Origin of the sequence: Kordia sp., from assembly GCF_965283645.1 — a bacterium.
Lineage (GTDB): Bacteria > Bacteroidota > Bacteroidia > Flavobacteriales > Flavobacteriaceae > Kordia.
In genome coordinates, this window is sequence record NZ_CBDIPG010000001.1 from 2764457 (window position 1) to 2784589 (window position 20133).

Annotated in this window: 18 protein-coding genes; 12 read left to right on the forward strand and 6 right to left on the reverse strand. The window is 32.5% G+C overall.

The window, feature by feature from the left end; all coding sequences use genetic code 11:
- Positions 1-31: 31 nt before the first annotated feature.
- The 3 genes from ACQ654_RS12230 to ACQ654_RS12240 form a co-directional block, all read right to left on the reverse strand.
- On the reverse strand, positions 32-541 hold the full coding sequence (locus ACQ654_RS12230; protein WP_430410618.1) for a hypothetical protein: 510 nt from the start codon (positions 539-541) through the stop codon (positions 32-34).
- A gap of 5 nt (positions 542-546) precedes the next feature.
- Positions 547-2163, reverse strand: a complete 1617-nt coding sequence (locus ACQ654_RS12235) for a S8 family serine peptidase (protein ID WP_430410619.1) — start codon at positions 2161-2163, stop codon at positions 547-549.
- Positions 2164-2281: 118 nt separating this feature from the next.
- The gene (locus tag ACQ654_RS12240) at positions 2282-3835 is read right to left on the reverse strand and encodes a helix-turn-helix domain-containing protein (protein ID WP_430410620.1); all 1554 of its coding nucleotides are present in this window, start codon (positions 3833-3835) and stop codon (positions 2282-2284) included.
- Positions 3836-4208: 373 nt separating this feature from the next.
- Here ACQ654_RS12240 and ACQ654_RS12245 point away from each other — a divergent pair, with 373 nt between their 5' ends.
- The 8 genes from ACQ654_RS12245 (at position 4209) to ACQ654_RS12280 (ending at position 9577) form a co-directional block, all read left to right on the forward strand.
- Positions 4209-4475, forward strand: coding sequence for a hypothetical protein (locus ACQ654_RS12245; protein WP_430410621.1), 267 nt, complete (start codon positions 4209-4211; stop codon positions 4473-4475).
- A gap of 625 nt (positions 4476-5100) precedes the next feature.
- Positions 5101-6534 carry a hypothetical protein gene (locus ACQ654_RS12250; RefSeq protein ID WP_430410622.1) on the forward strand — a complete coding sequence of 478 codons (1434 nt, stop codon included), beginning with the start codon at positions 5101-5103 and terminating at the stop codon, positions 6532-6534.
- A 16-nt stretch (positions 6535-6550) separates the two neighbouring features.
- Positions 6551-7030: a hypothetical protein gene (locus ACQ654_RS12255; RefSeq protein WP_430410623.1), complete on the forward strand. Its 480-nt coding sequence runs from the start codon at positions 6551-6553 to the stop codon at positions 7028-7030.
- 3 nt (positions 7031-7033) lie between these two features.
- A complete protein-coding gene (locus ACQ654_RS12260) occupies positions 7034-7213 on the forward strand; it encodes a hypothetical protein (protein ID WP_430410624.1) in 180 nt (59 codons plus the stop codon).
- A gap of 222 nt (positions 7214-7435) precedes the next feature.
- On the forward strand, positions 7436-7603 hold the full coding sequence (locus ACQ654_RS12265; RefSeq protein ID WP_430410625.1) for a hypothetical protein: 168 nt from the start codon (positions 7436-7438) through the stop codon (positions 7601-7603).
- Between the two features lie 69 nt (positions 7604-7672).
- Complete coding sequence (locus tag ACQ654_RS12270) at positions 7673-8332, forward strand: helix-turn-helix domain-containing protein (protein WP_430410626.1); 660 nt, start codon at positions 7673-7675, stop codon at positions 8330-8332.
- Between the two features lie 205 nt (positions 8333-8537).
- Positions 8538-8690 (forward strand): hypothetical protein, encoded by a 153-nt coding sequence (locus ACQ654_RS12275; RefSeq protein WP_430410627.1) that lies wholly within the window; start codon positions 8538-8540, stop codon positions 8688-8690.
- Positions 8691-9349: 659 nt separating this feature from the next.
- Positions 9350-9577, forward strand: a complete 228-nt coding sequence (locus ACQ654_RS12280; protein ID WP_430410628.1) for a hypothetical protein — start codon at positions 9350-9352, stop codon at positions 9575-9577.
- A 288-nt stretch (positions 9578-9865) separates the two neighbouring features.
- On the opposite strand, the gene ACQ654_RS12285 is transcribed toward ACQ654_RS12280, so the two are convergent.
- The 3 genes from ACQ654_RS12285 to hflX form a co-directional block, all read right to left on the reverse strand.
- Complete coding sequence (locus ACQ654_RS12285; RefSeq protein ID WP_430410629.1) at positions 9866-10036, reverse strand: hypothetical protein; 171 nt, start codon at positions 10034-10036, stop codon at positions 9866-9868.
- Between the two features lie 66 nt (positions 10037-10102).
- Entirely contained in the window at positions 10103-10276 is a 174-nt protein-coding gene (locus ACQ654_RS12290) for a hypothetical protein (protein ID WP_430410630.1), read from the reverse strand.
- 224 nt (positions 10277-10500) lie between these two features.
- Positions 10501-11712: a GTPase HflX gene (hflX, locus tag ACQ654_RS12295; RefSeq protein ID WP_430410631.1), complete on the reverse strand. Its 1212-nt coding sequence runs from the start codon at positions 11710-11712 to the stop codon at positions 10501-10503.
- Between the two features lie 84 nt (positions 11713-11796).
- Between hflX and ACQ654_RS12300 the strand changes: the two genes are divergently transcribed.
- The 4 genes from ACQ654_RS12300 (at position 11797) to ACQ654_RS12315 (ending at position 19994) form a co-directional block, all read left to right on the forward strand.
- Positions 11797-12759, forward strand: coding sequence for an endonuclease (locus ACQ654_RS12300; protein WP_430410632.1), 963 nt, complete (start codon positions 11797-11799; stop codon positions 12757-12759).
- A 91-nt stretch (positions 12760-12850) separates the two neighbouring features.
- Positions 12851-17131, forward strand: coding sequence for a gliding motility-associated C-terminal domain-containing protein (locus tag ACQ654_RS12305; protein ID WP_430410633.1), 4281 nt, complete (start codon positions 12851-12853; stop codon positions 17129-17131).
- A gap of 50 nt (positions 17132-17181) precedes the next feature.
- Entirely contained in the window at positions 17182-18099 is a 918-nt protein-coding gene (locus ACQ654_RS12310; protein ID WP_430410634.1) for a PorP/SprF family type IX secretion system membrane protein, read from the forward strand.
- 17 nt (positions 18100-18116) lie between these two features.
- Complete coding sequence (locus tag ACQ654_RS12315; protein ID WP_430410635.1) at positions 18117-19994, forward strand: OmpA family protein; 1878 nt, start codon at positions 18117-18119, stop codon at positions 19992-19994.
- Positions 19995-20133: the final 139 nt, after the last annotated feature.

Here is a 20133-nt window from a genome sequence, read left to right on the forward strand (position 1 = left end):
TTTTTACGAAGTAAATATAACAATATCGTATCTAATATTCTTCAAGTTGAAATGTACCTTCAAAATCTTTATTTTGAGTGTACAACTCTATTCCTAATAAACCCCAATGTAGTAATCCATAGGCTTCATATGAAAAAGAACCATCCGTGTTTTTATTAATGACAATATTTTTATATTCCCATTGAAAACCGCTTATAAACCCATCTAATCTACTTTGGCTAGAAACGGGAACAAATTCACCTTTTGCATCTTTCGTAAACCGAACTGAGAGATGAAATGTCAATGATAAATTTTCTTCCAATTTGGTGTTAATTTCTTTAGTAACATCACTTTGCGTTACAGTACCATTAAGTACGTATGTGTTGTCAAGTTCTTTATCCTTTGCATTAATAATGCCCAAAACACCTAAAACTAATACTATAATAATAGGATTACCATATCTGTTATTGAATAGCTTTTTACCTTTTGTAAATAACGACAATACCAATGCAAAAAAGAGAATCACAAAAGCTGCATTAATGAGTGACCAAATGATGTACATGTGTTTTATTTTTTACGTTTCTTCTTTTTAGAAACTTCTTCTGCCATGAGCAACGCATTATAGGCATTTACTATTTTTCCTGATTTGGATAGGGAACTGAAGGGAACTAATTCTTTTTCTTTACTTAAAGATGGTTTGTTTACCATAATATCATATGAAGTGCCTGATTCCATGATGATTTGTTTTACTTCGGAAGCGGTTAGGTTTGGGTAGTATGCAAGTATTAATGCGGCAGTTTTAGACACCATTGGCGCGGCTAAAGATGTACCTCTATTGTAGTAATCATTTCCATCGGGAGAATAAACATATATACTATCTCCAGGAGCAAATATATCTACATGCTTTTTATTAAAATTAGAAAAGTTAGCTACTAAATTTTCATCTAAACTTTTTGTGCTTGCACCAACAGACATAAAATTATTGAAAATCTCTTTACCAAAGTTATTTAAATCATTTGGATAATATTTGTTTTCAATATTATCAACATTCTTTGCTTCGTTTCCAGCAGCATACACAATCAAAACATCTTTTTTTGATGCATATTCTATAGCATTTTGTACCCATTGATAATTTAGTGAAACCTCTTTACCAAAGCTTATATTTATAACTCTAGCACCATTATTTACTGCGTATTTGATAGCTAGAGCAATATCCTTATCATTTTCATCTCCATGAGCAGAAACTACAATAGGCATTACTTTTAAAAATTGTTTCTCGTTGTGGTTTGTTATAATACCTGTTACTTGAGTAGAATGATAAGCAAGGTTTATATCATGGTATAATTTTGGACTACCATATATTGAATCATTGATGTTTGGACTATCTCCAATAATTGCACGTTCGTCATAATTAAAATTAAGGCACTTTTGTAAAATATTATCAGTATTAGATTTGAAATTTTCAATCCATTCTTTTGATAGATTATACTTTATATAGTCTGATACATAATATACTAAGTTTGCTTTTTCTTTATTTGAATCTTTCAACTTTAAATAAAGGCTATCAAGCTTTTTCGTATCATAATTTCCACCTGCATCTGGATAATACTCTTTAACTACATTAAAAGCCTTCTCGTAATTATTTATTAAATAATTTCCATGACGCTCTCTACCTTTAGCTTGTTGAAATTGAAGATTGTAAATTCTCTTTGCTCTGTAATATGTATCATTATTTATACCAAGCATTTTTAATGTGTCAGAATCTTTATTTAATAAAGAATTAAAGTGTTTTAAAACTCGTGTGGCTTCAAAATTATAAAATGACGTATACTTACCATTAGTATTTGAAATAAAACTCCACCCATTAATATCATCAATATACCCATCATTATCGTCATCAATACCATTATTGGAAATTTCACCTTTATTGATCCATATATCATTTTTAAAATAACTATGATTAACGTTTATTTCCGTATCAATTACAGCTACAATAATTGTGTCTAGGATTTTTTTGTCACGAAGATGTTTAGATGCTTTTTCAAAACTTATTCCTGCTAAAGAATCAAGAGTCATATCTTTTAAATACCAATACTTTTTAGAATCTATTGATTCTTTAATTGAAAAGAATATTTTTTTTTCTGAATGATCAATTAATGAGTTTTTTTTTGAATAATTAAGCACGAAAAAGATTATAATCGTAATTAGCAATAGAGCTTTGAAATTCATATTTCCAAAACTAAACGAATTCTATAAAAAATATATTTAAAATTAATGTGTAAAAAACTAAATTCCCGAATTTCTATAAATTACCTTCTGTAACATTAAGTTTTTTAATAAAATAAGATACTTGCATTCCTGTATTCTTTCTAAAAGCTTTTGAAAAAGAGTCTACACTCTTATAACCCAATTCATCAGCAATTGACTTTATTGTATATTTTCTTAAATTTTTATTTTCTTTTAAGGTTTTTACAGCATATTGTACTCTTAAATCATTTATATAATCACGAAAACTTTTATTTTTATAGTGATTAATAATTTTAGAAATGTATTTAGTGTTTGTTCCAAATTTGTTAGCTAGTGTTTCTCTATTTATCTCTTTTTCTAAATATTTATGGTCACTTTCAAAAACATCTAATTTTGCTAAAATAGATTTAATGATTTCATCGGGTATTGTCAAAGGAGGTTTTGTTATTTCTGTATTTTGAATTGATTGTTGTTCAACTTGACTATTATTTATCAATTCTTCAAAGCGTCTCTCATATACTAACCGTTTTTGATAATTATGATAAACTAGAAAACAACAAATAATAATAACAATTATTAAAAGGAGTATTTTCCATTTATATGATTTCTCATTAGTACTCGCTAAGTCTAATTTTTCTTTTAGTTCATTTTTTTCTTGAATTAATAATCTTGTATCATATTTTTTTGATATAACGGTACTTAATTTCCTGTAACTATCATAATTAATACTATCAAATTTTATAAGTCTATCAATATAAAATAATTGATCATCAATTTTATTTTCAGACTTGTAATAATCAATTAAAATCTCGTAGCCATTCCTAGCCTCTTGTATAATTTCTCCCGAATTTACTAGCAAGCTATCCATTTCTTTTAAGTAAATAATACTCTTATCTATGTTACCTAACTTGTTGTAAGCTAAACCAGTATAATATTTAGAAATAATTATATTGGCTATATCATTAGCCTCGGTAATTTTTGGAGTAGATTTCAATATACTATCCAAAGCCACTTTATAGTTATTTTTAGATATCTGGTTTATGCCTTCATTTAATATAAAATAGTTTTGCATTAAAGTATCTTTAAACTCAATAGACTTTTTGTAACCTAGCTTATTAAAATAAGTAGAAGAATCACTTAATTTAAATTTACTGTAAGAAGAAGCTAAACTGAATATAACATCTAAGTAACCTGTTTTTCTATTCTGTTTCTCAAAATACAACATAACACCTTTTGAAAGTTCAATTGATTCTCTGTAATCACCTAATCTATTTTTTAAAACACTTATATAGTATTTTACATTATGTTGAGCCTCTATATTGTTGACTTTAATAGCTGCCTCATTAGCATAGACATAGTTTTCTAAAGAGTTTTCTAAATTTCCATGTATATAATTATAGCTAGCTTTATTAATATATGCAAGGTATGGTAAGTGTTCAGTGCTATTTTTTTTACTAAAAATAATAGCACTATCAGCAAACTTTAAGCAAAGTGGTATATTCTGTTTAAAATAAAGTCTTGAAAGAAAATAATATCCATTTGCTCGTTTTATAGAGTCTTGTTCCTTCTTAGCTTTATTAAGATAAGTATAGGCATATTTTTTTGCCATTATAGAGTCCTTTCCCTCAAACTTATAATAAGTTTTAGCAATATTTTTATATTCAGACTCATTATTTATATTCTTCTGACAATATAAATTTACTGAGAAGAGCATGATAATAAAGGAATTCCCGAAAATATGTTTTACAATTAAATATTTCATTATCGAATAAAAGCTAGTCGTATCAATTGATTTCACTAAAAATGATGAAACTAAAAATGAGAAATTCCCAAAAATGATTAAATGTATTTTGCTTTGATAGATTCTACAATATACATTTACACCATCAAAAAAATCTGACAACTAAAATAAAGGATATATTTTAAAAAGAAAGAAAAGTTGTGATAAAAGTATTTTTTGCATCATCCATTAAAGATAAAGTATGATACACAAAAAACAAGGCAAAAAACTAAAGGAAGTACTAGGATACCATTATACAGCTGGTGTTTTAAAAATTTTAAAACAAAAGAAAATAACTAGCAATAGAGGTAAGCCCTACGGTACATCCATGATTCGGAATGTATTTAACGGACTGAATGAAAATGTAAAAATTGAAAATGCCATATTAGAACTTTTTACCCAAACTATTGAAAAAAGTGAAAAACGAGAAGCTCTAAAAAATGAATTACTAGATATGGATGATACTTAAAGCTTTCTTTATGGTTCATTGTCCAAAATATGAGGTTCTAAACCATATAAATACGGTTATAAGATAGGTTCATTTAGGTTATTTGTACAATCATTAAGGTTGTTTACAAGTTATTTGTGGTTCTGTAAAGGTAAAAAGCGGTTCAGTAACGAATATAAAGGGTTCCGAACCCAAAAAAAGGGGTTCGTTTAGGGGGTACACCCCTTATAGCACCTAATAAAAGCGGTAAGTAACCGCATATAAATGGTACATAACCGCATCAAAATAGTTCCGAGAGGGCTAACAACTAGTAAACAACCGCTTTGAAATAGTAATGAACCGTAATTAATGATAAACCAACGTGAAGAATATATAAAAAAAAAGACTCCCGTTTTCACGGGAGCTTATGTAAACAAATAAACATTTGCCTACGATCTGCAAATCAAAGATAGGTATTTTTTTAATACACATCACGGCAAATGTTTTTAGAAGGATGCTATTCCTTCGGTAGTATAGAGAAATGAGGTGTTAGTAGTGAGACTATTTTTAAGTCTCACTACTCACTACTAAAAACTCAGTACTACTAACAACAGTCGTGGATGCCGAAAAACGAATGAGTAGGTGTATTTAAAAAAAACCAATACTAATGAAAACAATTAAATTAATTACCTTTAAACTTATGTTATTGTTTCTTACAACAACGCTATTTGTAAACTGTGAAAATGATACCGCTTTGGAAACGCAAGACGAAGTATTAACCGTTGCCAAACAAGCGCCATTTTCATCACGCTTGGTATATACCACCGAAATTGAACGCAATACCATCATTAGTTCAAAATTAAGAGGAATAACACAAAACCGAAATAATGCTAGTTTTGAAAGTGACACTAACGGATTTACGGTAGATCCTGACGTAGCCAACTATGTAGAAAAAAGTGATGGTAGCGGGTATTCATACACCTTTGCCATTAGCCGTGACGGTGTGGTAGGCTCGGAACTAGAAAACTTGGTACTCTCAGTAAACACTGATACACAAGAGTTAAGCACAGTGCTTATAAAATATCATTATACTGCAACTCAATTACAAGAATTGTTACAAACAGGACATGTAAGTACACATAGTGAAACTACCGTAACGCCAATTGAGGGAGATTTTTCCAACTTATTGGCTGAGAGCAACACACTTCCGTGTACAATACAGATAACTACCTATCATATTACACCAGATACAGGAGAAACGTTTCTGTATGGTACAAACAGTCAGTGTCAACATGAAATAGATCCTGATTCTGGAGAAACCGAGTGCGAAGTATATAATGTAATGAATATTTTGTGCCCTCCAGGCACGAGTACTGGTACTACTGGAACCACCACAACGACTGGCAATCCGAATACTTCTGGCGACCCATCAAACAATACAAGTAGTGGCGGAACAACAACGCCAAGTAATCCTAACAGTCCTAACAACAATGATGATGAAATTGTAACCACACCGTTGACAAAGCAGGAATTTCGAGAATTATCTGATCAACTAGATGAAGTTTTTGGTGAAGATAACTGGGAAACAGATGAAAATGTACCTGATGATGCGCCAAATTTTGAATCGATTGAAGAATTAGAAGTGTTCTTACAGAATTTATTGAACGAGAATTCAGTCACTGAATCATCAGAGATGGAATTAGGTCAAGAAAATACGAGAAGAGATGTACATAGTTTACATTTTAGTAGTTTTCCACAAGCTAAAATTGTTATTACTGTGAAATTAACTCCTCCCGCACAAGGCGATCATTTAGCAATTAGTGATTTTAAAAATATTAGAACAACATTACAAGGGAATAATACATACTTTGATTGGACTCAATTTGATTCAGAAGATCCCTCAGATAGCGATGGTCCTTCAATGGAAGTAAGAACTAACTCAACAGCCATAGTAGCCGAAGTCGAAGGAGAAATGCAAGTAGGTTTTAAATTTAAAGGAAATCCATTTAAAGCTAGAGATTTAATAACTATATCAATATACTACAACTATATAACTGCTCAAATAGATAGTCATTACACACATTGGTTTTTTACTGATTAATTAATAATATATAATAATGAAAACTAAATTTACATTCCTAACATTATTTTTACTGCTGGTAATTGCATGTAAATCTTATAAACCATTTACTAATAAAAAAGATAAAAAGACAAATGTAGCATTAATCAAAAAGAAGATAAATTTATCAACTAAAGAATATGATGTTCTTAAAAAAAATGATTCTGCTTTGTATGCGATATCAAATGCAATTAAAGGGAATGTAAAGTCTAGTTTAATCGAAAGACGTATTGATTCTTTTGTATTAAAAAGTTATACTCAAGGAGAATTTCTAGTAATACTGCAATTAGATAGTTTATTTCCAAATCAAAAAAATCCGTTTGAATTAGACAGAAGAAAAAATGCAAAACATATAGGGTTTAATGATCTTAGCAAGTTTAAGAAATTCATGACTGAAGGAGGTTTAGAAAGAAAAATTGATACTCTTTTAGGTATGAAGCAAAAAGTAAAAGATTCTACTAAAAAGAAACAAAACTAGACAATGGAAAAAACATTATATGATTTCAGTTTGTTAATGGGCGTTGTTCAACTAGTCCCGATAATCATTTTGATTTTAATACTCGTATTAGGAATCAAATGCATCCTAAAACTATTTAAACTAATGGACTCACATACACAACTCAATAAAGCGAAGTTACAAAAGCTACAAGATGACTTGTAACTTTATATAAATAAGAAACAGACACTGTTATGCAACGGTGTTCCTTCAACTAGCATGCTTGCGTTCGCCGTTGGCTTCGCAAGCCTGAGTTTCACTAATTTTTTTTTCATAAGTACCCGAAAAAGCCATGCTTGTACTATAGCATAGCCTGCTATACGCATGGCTTTTTTAAACTAAAATTGATTGTATTGGTAGCCAGTAATACTAATAAAAACCAATACAATGAAACCAAATAACACCACGCTTTTACTACTGATAATTATAGTTGAAAGCATACTCATCGTCATTGTCGTACTCGTGTTTGTAAGACTGTTTTGCAAACTAAAACAAAAACCAACACTGAAAAATGAAGTAGACGAAGAACTTGAAAAAGAGTTGAATGAGTTGTGAGTTAAAAATAGAAGCGAAAATCTTAGCTATTGAACTCTGCATTATTAATTTTTTTAAATTAAAAACACAATGAAAGTTACCTATATAATTCTAGTGCTAGTATGCTGTTGTATGCCCAATTATGGGTTTGCAAGTACTACACAAACGCAGGAAACACAACAATTAATTAATGATTTACTGGAAAAACAACAGGTGTTTGAAACACGGACATATATACTAGCAACCATTATAGTAATATTGGTTTTACTGTTTGGATTGCTATGTTTTTTTAATAAAAAAGGTGATACACGATTGCAAAAAATTATGACCTTGTTGGAAAATCAACAACGCAATGCCGAACAAAATTCTGAAACAAACGACAATCAATTAGATATTGACCCAGCAATTGTAAACACTATTCTATTTGAGTTGCAACAATTTGAAAAGGAAAGAGGCTTTTTAATTTCTAAAATTACATTGCATGAGTTTGCCAAAAAAATTCAAACTAATACAAAATATCTATCCAAAGTAATAAATACACACAAGCTTACATCGTTTCGAAATTACATCAACGATTTACGCATTCAGTATAGCATAGAAGAACTAAAAAGCAACTCTGAGTATAAAAAATATACCGTGAAAGCCATGGCAAAAGAAGCTGGCTTTGGATCTGTAAATTCTTTTTCAAAAGCGTTTCAGAAAAGAACAGGCGATACGGTTTCTGGCTTTTTAAAACAACAAGAAAGCTAAGAATACACAGTTTTAAATCAACAACTTTAGGGGCAAACCCGAAATTACGCTTCTCTTGACAGCGTCATATTACGATATTTACTGTTTTATGTTGTTCACTTTATAAATCAAACAGTTCGTTTTATAAAATGGATATTCCTCTCCTTTTTATTCTCATATTCATTATGTTATTTTGAGTCATTATTAACTTAAAAATCATTTAATCATGAAAAAAAAGAATCTAAAAAATTTATTATTAAGTAAGAAAAATGTCTCTAATTTAAATTCCAATATTCTATTTGGAGGTAAAAATATAAGTATAAAGAATGGCTCTTGCATTCCGCAAACTGAGTTTCAAACTTGCCGTGATTGTATATAATATAGTTATTTTAAAAGCTTCCTCTGGGAAGCTTTTATTTTTACTCCAGATTAATTAGTATATCAAGTTCCTCCTATTAATTAGCTGGTTTCTCCTTGAGATAAATTGATATAAATATCTTGGCAATTATGTTCAATTTGTATTTGGCTATCAGCGCCAAATTTTATTAAATCAAGTATTCTGTCAAATCCTTTTATTGTTCTTCAATTAAATTTCTAATCATAGTTTTTATGTGTCACGCAGTTACCTTTTTACTGTTTGATTTGTTATTACGACCGCATCATTAGTAATTCGTCTGTGCTCCTGATTCATAAACATCGGTGTGTTTTTCTTCCTATTCGTACACCTGTTAGCTACTTTCATGTACACTTTAAATATCATCATTATCAAAAAAAGGAATTGAAGTAGGAATTTCTTTAGCAGCATGTCCAAATGAAACCGATGTTTGCTCTAACATCTATAGTAGCGACAACTACGAACATAGCTGCAAATGCACTGTAGCTTAACAGTATAGCAACCTTTGGGGCATTTTTGTTGTTTCTTATTTTCTATGATTAAATCCTTGTGATGTTTTATAAAGCGTAAGCTACTGCTCTTTTTTTACAGGTATTATATTCATTCCGTACACAACTATTTTTAAATCCTAAATTTATTAAACCATGAAAAAAAGAAAGTTAAAAAATTTAAAACTGAACAAGATTACCGTTTCTAATTTTAAAATAAAAGGAGGAACTGAAGCATCAGAACGTAGAACTAATTGTGATCTATGTAATAGTAATCCACAATTTACAAATGGTTGTCCAAAAGATTCCGCAGGACCTAGAGTAAGTGTGAACGAATATACATGCACCACTTTTTCGATGCTGTTCAGTAGATTAATTTGCTAGTAGTAGAATTTAAAAGAGGCTGTCTAAAAAGTTGTCATTTCGAATGAAATGAAGCAATCTGTGAAATTTAAATTATTGATTTACAGCGTACTTCGAAATTAAAAATTTCTTGTAATGACATTAGTAGTAACTTTCTAGACAGTCTCCTTATTTATATTAGATGTTAACATTCTTGTTTTCGCGAACAGCGATTACATACTATCCTCTATGTAAAATCTGTACACATCAGTTGCACACCTGTATTTTATGCTCTTACGTTTTTTTAATACCACGTATGAGACAATTATACTATAGGTCTGGCGGACAAATAAAACACCTTGTCATTGCAGTTGGGCCAGTTGGTCCTGTTGTTTGAGTATCAAATGTATCATCTGGTTTTTTAAATCCACCTTTAATTTTTACAGATAGATTTGAAACCGATTTTTTCCCTAAGGATAATTTTTTTAGACTTTTTTTCATACTACTAAGTTTTTGGTTATTGCTCCTACTCTTACGTTTTTCGGATACCACGTTTTGTGCATACCATTATAAAGTATCAGGCGGACATATATAGCACATTGTTAATGCAGTAGGTCCAGTATCTGTAGTAAGGATAGTATCTAGTGTTTTGTTTTCTTGTTTGAATCCTCCTTTTACTTTTTGTGATAAGTCAGAAACCGATTTTTTGTTTAAGGTTAGTTTTTTTAGACTTTTTTTCATGTTACTAAGTTTTCTTAATTAATTCCTACTCTTGCGTTTTTCGGATACCACGTATGAAAGCTACAATGTCGTTTTTGTAATAAAAACACATTTTAGCGCAATCGTTTTAAAATATAAAGGGGAAGTTTTTAGATTCTCACTGGTAGAATCTGACACTAATTTAAAAAAAATAGCGGATAGTATGAACTATCCGCTATTTTTTTATTGTATTGAAGTCATTATGACTACTCTAATTCCTCATAATCGGGATACAAGAAATTGTTATATGGAAAACGTGTTACATGTATTTCGCGTACTACGTTGTATACTTTACGTTTAAACTCGTTCAGGTTTTCTTTATTAAGCGCAGAAATAAACAATGCATTTTCGCCCATGGCATTCATCCACGTACGTTTCCAATCGTTTAAGGTGTAATGTGCTTTGGTTTTTTCTGTAATCAAATCGTCACTATCAATGGTTTCATGCGTATAGGCATCAATTTTATTAAATACCATTACAGTAGGTTTGTCAGCACTTTTTATTTCTCCTAATATTTGATTTACCGAAGCAATATGATCTTCAAAGTTAGGATGCGAAATATCTACCACATGTAATAACAAGTCTGCTTCACGTACCTCATCCAATGTACTTTTGAATGAATCTACCAATTGCGTTGGCAGTTTTCGTATAAATCCTACCGTATCACTTAACAAAAATGGCAGGTTTCCGATAACAACTTTACGCACTGTAGTATCTAAAGTTGCAAAGAGTTTGTTTTCGGCAAACACGTCACTTTTACTCACCACATTCATCAAGGTAGATTTTCCCACGTTGGTATATCCTACCAATGCAACACGAATTAGTGCACCTCTGTTTCCACGTTGAACAGCCATTTGCTTGTCAATAGTTTTCATTTTATTTTTCAATAAAACAATTTTGTCACGCACAATACGTCTATCCGTTTCAATTTCAGTTTCTCCAGGTCCACGCATTCCAATTCCACCTCGTTGACGCTCCAAGTGAGTCCACAAACCTGTTAATCGTGGTAATAAGTATTGGTATTGTGCCAATTCTACTTGGGTACGTGCATAGCTTGTTTGTGCGCGTTGTGCAAAAATATCCAGAATTAATCCTGTTCTATCAATAATCTTACATTTCAACAAACGTTCAATATTTCGTTGTTGTCCTGGCGATAATTCATCATCAAAAATTACAGAACCAATATCGTGTGCATTTACAAACTGCTCAACTTCTTCCATTTTTCCTGTACCAATAAATGTTTTTGGATTCGGAATTTCTATTTTCTGTGTAAATCGCTTTACGACTTCACCACCAGCAGTATAGGTTAAAAACTCAAGCTCATCCAAGTATTCTTTAGATTTGGCTTCGTCTTGTGCTTTTGTAATGACTCCTATTAGTACGGTGCGCTCGTAGGCAATGGTTTTCTTTTCTATCATAAATCAAATTAAAAAACAAAGTTACACAATTCCTTTATTGATTTTAGTACATTTATATCTTATATAAAGACTTTTACATATAATATGGAGAAAAAGACAACGAAACATTCCTATCATACGGTTGCATTTTACAATCTTGAAAACTTATTCGATACTATTGATGATGAAAACATATTGGATAATGATTTTTTACCAGAAGCAGCTCGTAACTGGACTCCAAAACGATATGAAAAGAAACTTTACAAACTTAGTTCCGCTATTTCTAGTTTAGGGTTTGATGAAACTGAAAACGCACCTATATTAATAGGTGTTGCTGAAGTTGAAAATAAAAAAGTACTTACTGATTTGGTCACTTCCGAAAAGTTGCAAAAGTTTGCATATGATTTTGTTCATTACAACTCGCCAGATGAAAGAGGTATTGATGTAGGTTTAGTGTACCAAAAGGAGCATTTTGAAGTTATGCATTCAGAATCGATACCTATCTTATTATATAATGAAGAAGGCATTCGCGATTATACAAGAGATACCTTATATGTAAAAGGTGTATTACACGGTGAAAACGTACATATATTTGTAAACCATTGGCCGTCACGAAGAGATGGTGCTGGCGAAACGGCACATAAGCGTATTATAGCGGCACAAGTTGTTCGAGAAAAAATAGAAACCATTCAAAATACTGAGTTTGATCCGCATATTATTGTGATGGGCGATTTTAATGACAATCCTACCGACGAGAGTATCAATAAGCATTTAATGAGTGCTGATTTGTACAATCCGATGGAAAAACTACTCACTATATATAAAGGTAGTCTTAATTACAAAGGTGAATGGAACCTATTTGATCAGATTATATTTTCAACAAACTTCTTCAACTACAAAAAAGGAACACACAGTTTTGCTTCTGCAGCTATTTTTGACGAGCACTTTTTAACCAATTGGAAAGGACGATATGAAGGAACTCCTTTTAGAACTTACGCAGGCAGAAAATATTTAGGCGGTTATAGTGATCACTTCCCAGTATACGTAAAATTAAAATTTAATGATTAAGCCTCATTTTTTACAACTTAAGTGTTAAAGTAAAGTTAAGTTTACTTTTTTTTACTATTTTTAGGGCTACTAACTATTAACCAACTTTTTTATGAAAAAAATTACCTTGTTGATCATGGTGACATTTTTCAGTGCGTTATCATATTCACAGACCACAGTTGACTGTACGGTAGGACCCGTAAATAATACTGGATTCTGCTATGGAAATAATGATACAACTTCCTTCGTTTATACAAGTAATGATGGATCTCCACTGGCAGTCACTTTCAACGCCGGACAAGTAGAAAACAACTGGGACGAACTCATCGTTACCAATTCTGACGGAACAGAAATTTACAATGGATATGGAGCTGGAGGAGATTTAACTGGTCTTTCCTTTGAATCTACCGGAGACACTATTACAATCGAAATTGATTCTGATGGAGTTTTTGGTTGTCAGTCACAAGGCTACACTCCTTGGGACTTTACAGTTACTTGTGTGGATACTACACAACCACCTTCTTGCGTTGTTGTTACTTCACCAGCTGATGGTTCAGTTGACGTAGACGAAGATGAAGATATTAGCTGGGGAAATGCTACAGGCGGTCCTACAGGATATCTAGTATCTATAGGAACTACGCCAGGAGGAACAGATGTTTTAAATGCATTTGACGCTGGACTTGTAAATACTTATGACCCAGGAACATTGGCGTATGCTACTACTTTTTATGTAACAATTACATCTTACAACGCAAACGGAAATGCTACTGGATGTACTGAATCTAGTTTTACTACGCTTGATGACCCAAATGTAGTTGTTGATTGTGCTTCAGGTACTCCTGTTAATGTAACAGGTTTCTGTTATGATAACAATAACACTGATGCATTCAACTTTGCAAGTTCTGACGGTTCTACGTTACAAATTATATTCAATTCTGGTAATGTAGAAAATAACTGGGATGAATTAATTATTTATGACTCTGATGGAGTTACTGAATTATACAATGGATATGGAAATGGCGGTGACCTAGCTGGACTTATTTTTGAATCAACTGGTCCTTCATTAAGCCTTACTGTTACTTCTGATGGTTCTATTAGCTGTTTAAGTAGTACTAATATACAGCCATGGGATTATACAGTATCATGTGTGGATGCTTCTGCTCCACCTGCATGTGTTTCGTTAATATCTCCTGCTGATGGAGCTGTTGATGTACTTGAAGAAGCTGATATTTCTTGGACAACTGCTGGAGGTAACCCTACAGGATATACTATATCTATCGGAACTACACCTGGAGGAACGGATGTATTGGCGCCAACGGATGTAGGTCTTGTTAATACATATGACCCAGGAACATTAGCCTTCAACACTACACATTATGTAACTATAGTACCATATAACGTAAACGGAAATGCTATTGGTTGTGCTGAAGAAAGTTTTACCACACGACCTGATCCATTTATTATGGTAGATTGTACAGGTACAGGAATATCTGGCACCTATTGTTATTCAAATAATGATACAACATTCTTTTATTATATGGCTTCTGACCCAGCATCTACACTAGCACTTTCATTTAATTCTGGTACTGTAGAGAATACATGGGATGAACTTATTATTTATGCTGCTGATGGAGTTACTGAATTATACAACGGATATGGAAATGGAGGTGATTTAGCAGGATTTACTTTTGAATCTACTAGTGATAAATTAATTTTCCAAATTACAGCCGATGGTAGTAATAGTTGTGCTTCTGGAGCTCAAACTCCTTGGGATTTCACAGTAACGTGTGTTGACCCAACGGCACCACCAACATGTGTAAACTTAATTAGTCCAGCTGATGGAGCTACAGCAATTGATATTATTGGAGGTGACATTTCTTGGGGAACTGCAATTGGATCGCCAGGTGGATACATTCTTTTTGTAGGAACTACGCCAGGAGGAACTGATATTGTTAACGGAACAGACGTTGGAAACGTAACAAACTTTTCTTTAGGAGACTTAATGTACAGTACAACCTATTATGTTACAATTCTTCCTTACAATGGAAATGGATTGGCTTCTGGATGTATTGAAGAAAGCTTCACTACACGCCCTGATCCAAACCAAGTATTCAACTTAGTGTGTGCGGACGGAGCTATTACAGTAAATCACTGTTACACAAACAATGATGATAATACATTCTTATTTACTTCTGATACAGGTTTCCCTGTACAATTAACGTTTACAGCAGGAACAATTTTAGATGATGATGACATTATCATTATCTATGCAGGTTCGGACAACACATTCCCTGTATTATTCTCAGGAAACAACGCTGGTGATCTTGCAGGACTTGTTATTGATTCTCCAGGAGGAAACTTATACATGGAAGTTATAAGTGATGGATTTACAAGTTGTGCTTCCGGAACAGGAGTTCCATGGGAATGGACGGCTCAATGTTTAACATGTTTCAAACCAACTGCTTCCTATACCGTTGTTGAAGACTGTTCAATGGGAGAACAATTCTTAGTAGATGTAGAAATTACTGATACTGGAGATGCCGCATCTATCACAATTTCTGATGATTTTGGTAGTGCTCCACAAGTAGTAACTGCTGTAGGAGTATACACATTTGGACCTTATCCAAATGCTACACCTGTAGTATTTACAGTAGCTGATACTGATGATACAAACTGTGTATTAATAAGTGATCCTAAAACACAAGCATTTTGTCCAGACCAAGCGTGTGGTATTATCAATGCTGGTTATGACCAATTACAAACATGTAATGATACTTCAACAGACTTATCTGCTACATTTATGGCAAGTTCTATAACGTCTGATACAAGTACATATACAATTAGTGACTTACAATGTCCACCTGATAACTTAACAGGTGAACCTACTTCTATTACATTAGATGATAGATGGTCATCAGTTATTCCGTTAGGTTTTAACTTTGATTATTTTGGAGATCCTTATACTGATGTAGTAATTGGAGCAAATGGACTTGTTTCATTTAATACAGGGCAAGCGGGAACTTTCAATGAATGGAATATAAATGGTGCGGTAGATATAATACCTTCACCAACCCTTCCTTTGAATGCAATTCATGGTGCATATCATGATATTGATCCTAGTGTAGCTGGAAATCATTATATTGAATATACAACTGTTGGTACTGCTCCTTCAAGACAATTCAAAGTGACTTTCTTTCAAATTCCTCAGTTCTCTTGTAACGCTTTATTAACAACGCAACAGATTATTTTATATGAATCTTCGAATGTTATAGATGTTATTATCATTGAAAAACCTGTTTGTCCAAATTGGAATCAAGGGTTGGCTACTTTAGGGATTCAGAATGATGTAGGAGCAGTAGGTTATGCACCTCCTGGAAGAAATACAGGAGTATGGACAGTTACAGATCAAGAATTATGGAGATTTGTTCCAGATGGCAACCCTAACTATACTTTTGAGTGGTTAGATGAAGATGGAAACGTTATCAGTAACAATACTGACATTACTGTATCGCCAACAGAAACAACAACCTATACGGCATCTATTACCTATGCTTTAGCAGATGGTTCCATAGTAACACTAACTGATGATGTAGTTGTAACTGTTCAGACAAACCCTGAAATTGTAGATACTATAGTATTAGAGTCTTGTGATGATGATTATGATGGAATTACAGAGTTTGATCTTACACTAGAAGATGCAAGCGTAATAGGAACACAAACTGGTGTTACAGTTACGTACTACGAAACACTTGCTGATGCTGATGCAGGAACAGGAATGCTTGCTGATGCTACAACATATACAAACACAACACCTAATGCACAAACATTATACTTACGTATACAAGATGATGCAACAGGATGTTTCACAACAGGTCCATTTGATATTGTAGTACTTGATATTATTGATCCAGCTAATATTGCTATTGAAGGAGAATGTATTGACGACGAATATACAATTACAGTAGCGCCGTTAAATAGTTCGTATGATCCTGCTATGGTAACATACGAATGGTCTGGAGGTTCTTCAACGAATAATACAGATTCACAATTCATTGCTACAGACGATGGAGAATACACTGTTTCTATTACAACTCCTGACGGATGTGTAAGCATGAAATCATTTAGTGTAGTAAATTCTATGTGTTCATTCCCTAAAGGAATTTCACCAAATGGCGACGGATTAAACGACAGATGGAACTTGGCTGCATTTAGAGTTCAAGAACTAGAAATCTTTAGTTCACATGGTCGTTCTTTATATAAGAAAGTAAAATATGTAGACGAATGGTATGGTCAAACTAATGACAATGATGATTTACCTGTAGGAACTTATTTTTACGTGTTAAAACTTGAAAATGGACAATCTAAAAATGGATGGGTATATTTAAATAAGTAAAATCCGCATACGTAAAAAATAAAATTCTATACTATAAATAATATCATATCATGAAACACATATATATCGCGCTATTTATATTACTTTTTACACTGCCATCTTTTGCACAACAAGATCCACAATATACTCAGTATATGTACAATATGGCAGTTATAAATCCTGCATATGCAGGTTCTAAAGAGGGAATATCTTTAGGTGCATTATACAGAAATCAATGGACCGGATTTGACGGTGCCCCAAAAACACTTACGTTTTTTGGGCACTCGCCTGTCGGTAAAAACGTTGGTCTTGGATTATCATTAATCTCAGATCAAATAGGCCCAGTAAAAGAAACTAATGTTTATACTGATTTTGCATACACATTAAAACTAGGAGGCGCTCACAAATTAGCTTTTGGATTAAAAGGAGGATTAACATTCCACGATATCGGATTGTTATCGGAAGTAAACCCAACACTAATTGATCAAGGTGATGAAGCATTTTCTAGTGATGTGAGTAAAACAACATTCAATTTAGGAGCTGGTTTATTTTACTACACAGACAATTACTACCTAGCATTATCAGTGCCGAACTTTTTAAAAGGAAAACACTTAGATGTAAATGGTAGAGCTTTTGGTTCTGAAGTATCACATTACTTCCTAACAGGTGGTTATGTTTTCCAAGTAAGTCCAAACACTAAAATTAAACCGTCTTTCTTAGTAAAGTCTGCATTTGATGCGCCAACATCGTTTGACATCAACGCCAATGCTTTATTCTATGAAAAGTTTGAAATTGGAGCTTCCTATCGTTTAGATGACTCTTTTAGTGGAATGGTCAACTTTGCGATTAATCCGAGATTACGTATAGGGTACGCCTATGACGCAGTAACTTCAGAAATTTCTTCTGTTGCTAGTTCTTCTCATGAAGTATTCTTATTATTTGATTTATACTTCCCAAGAAAAATTTCTCGTTCGCCTAGATATTTCTAACCTAATACGCCAAAACAATGAAAAAAATACTAATATTAATTCTAGTTCTAGCGACATCAAATGTTTTTGCGCAGAACGACAGAACCAAAAAAGCTGATAAGCTCTACGAGAGATTTTCTTATGTGAAAGCAGCAGAAAAATATCTTGAAATCGCTATTGACGATGCGGATGCTTATGTATACGAACAACTTGCAAATTGTTATTACAATTTATTTCAAACAAAAGATGCAGAACGTTGGTATTTACAAGCTATAAATGAAGGAAGCAAAAGCGCTGATGTATATTTCAAATATGCACAAATGCTAAAAGCTAACGGAAAGTATAAAGAACACAATGTATACATGTCAAAATTTGCAGCCGCAAAACCAAGAGACAAAAGAGCAATTGCGTTCAATAAAAATCCAAATTATATTCCTCAAATTCTTGCGAAAGTAACGAAGTTTGAAGTGAAGAATTCTGAAATCAATACAAAAAACTCTGATTTTGGAGCCGTTAATTCTGGCGGTATTGTATACTTTACTTCTACACGTGATGGTGGAAAAAAATATGGTTGGAATGATCAGCCATTTTTAGATATATACATGGCTTCGTATGATGGAGACGGTAACTTATCTAACGCACAACCATTATCAAAAGACATCAATACTAAATTTCATGAAGGAACATTAGCTTTCTCTCCAGATAAAAAGACGATGTACTTTACACGTGAAAACTATTTTGAAGGAAAGTTTAAGAAAAATGAAGAAGGTATTGGAACATTAAACTTATACAAATCTACAATGTCAGATGGAGAATGGTCAAATGTAGAGCCACTTCCATTTAATAATGACGAGTATTCTGTAGGACATCCAACAGTAAGTGCAGACGGTAAAACGTTATACTTTGCTTCGGATATGCCAGGCGGACTTGGTCAATCTGATATTTATAAAGTTGCTATTAATGATGATGGATCTTTCGGAGAACCAGAAAATTTAGGAGCTGCTATTAATACAGAAGGAAGAGAATTTTTCCCATTCATAAGTAGCAACGGCACACTTTACTTTTCGTCTGACGGACACTTAGGTATTGGAGGATTGGATGTATTTGCTTCAAAAGTGAATGGATCTTCTTACGGCGCAGTTCGTAACTTAGGAACGCCATTAAATAGTAATTCTGACGATTTCTCATTTACATTTGATGAAGAAGCTAAAAAAGGTTTTGTAGCTTCAAATCGTGATGGTGGAAAAGGAAGTGATGATATATATGAAACAACACTCATTAATCCAATTTGTGATGTTGATTACGTAATTACAGTTACTGACAAAGAAACTGGAACTGTATTAAGTGGTGCAAAAGTTGTATTAGCTGACGATCAAGGAAATAGTGTTGGTTCAAAAATGACAGATTCAGAAGGAAAAGTAACATTCAAAGTAGAATGTGACAAATCTTCTATCATTGAAGCAACAATTCAAGGATATGTTCCTCAAAAGTTAGATGTAAATAGTGGTGACAATCCTGAAAGAAGAGTTGATATTGCTTTAGCTCCAATTGAAGAAATCATTGAAGATGTAATTGTACTAAACCCTATCTATTTTGATTTTGATAAGCACAACATCAGACAAGATGCCGCTTTTGAATTAGATAAAGTAGTAAATGTAATGACAAAGTATCCTAATATGGTGATTAAGGTGGAAACACATACCGATATTAGAGGTCCTGCTTCTTACAACCAAAAATTATCTGATAGAAGAGCTAAATCAACGGTTCAATATATCATTTCAAGAGGAATTGACGCTTCACGCTTAAGTAGTGAAGGAAAAGGAGAATCTTCTCCGTTAATTGACTGTACGAAATGTACAGATGATGAACACCAACAAAACCGTCGTTCTGACTTTATAATTGTAAGTAAAGATTAAGTACAACAAACTTAACTAACTATAAAAAGCCTGTAATGTAAAAATTACAGGCTTTTTATATTTTTAACTCTTATACGCCCAAAAATTAACACTAAAGCGTCAAAACCAAGTATTTCTACCGTGTTATAGCAAAGAATTT